This is a genomic window from Pseudomonas sp. RA_35y_Pfl2_P32, from assembly GCF_963970735.1.
GTDB lineage: Bacteria > Pseudomonadota > Gammaproteobacteria > Pseudomonadales > Pseudomonadaceae > Aquipseudomonas.
In genome coordinates, this window is sequence record NZ_CAXAQF010000355.1 from 1 (window position 1) to 441 (window position 441).

Below are 441 nucleotides of genomic sequence, written 5' to 3' on the forward strand. Positions count from 1 at the left end.
GCCCGCTTCGCGGACCGCGGCTTCAGACCATAGGGGCGTGCTGTTCGTCGGCTGAAATCTCGCTAGGGTGTCGGTTGGAGGGGATCGATGACCCGATGAGATTGCGGTGGTTGGCGATTGTTGGGCTGTTGGCGATGAGCGCCTGCTCGCGGGCTCCAGCGGGCGCGCCCGTTCAACACGCGTGTGCCACGTTCGCGCCCGGAGCGATGCGCTGGATTCCGGCGGGGCGCTTCGTCCAGGGGGAAGATCCGCATTATCCTGAAGAAGGACCGCCACGCACCGTCACCGTGCCCGGCTTCTGGATCGACACGCATGAGCTGACCAACGCCGAATTCGCCACCTTCGTGAGGGCGACCGGCTATCGCACGATGGCGGAACGGAGACCGCCGGTTCTGCCGGGCGCGCCGCCCGAGATGCGGGTCCCGGGGTCGGCGGTGTTCG

General features: G+C 67.6%; 1 protein-coding gene. It reads left to right on the forward strand.

Features of this window, described 5'->3' with window-relative positions:
* Positions 1-206 precede the first annotated feature (206 nt).
* The coding region (locus tag AACY45_RS28680) for a formylglycine-generating enzyme family protein (protein WP_339548852.1) at positions 207-441 on the forward strand (235 nt) is incomplete at its 3' end.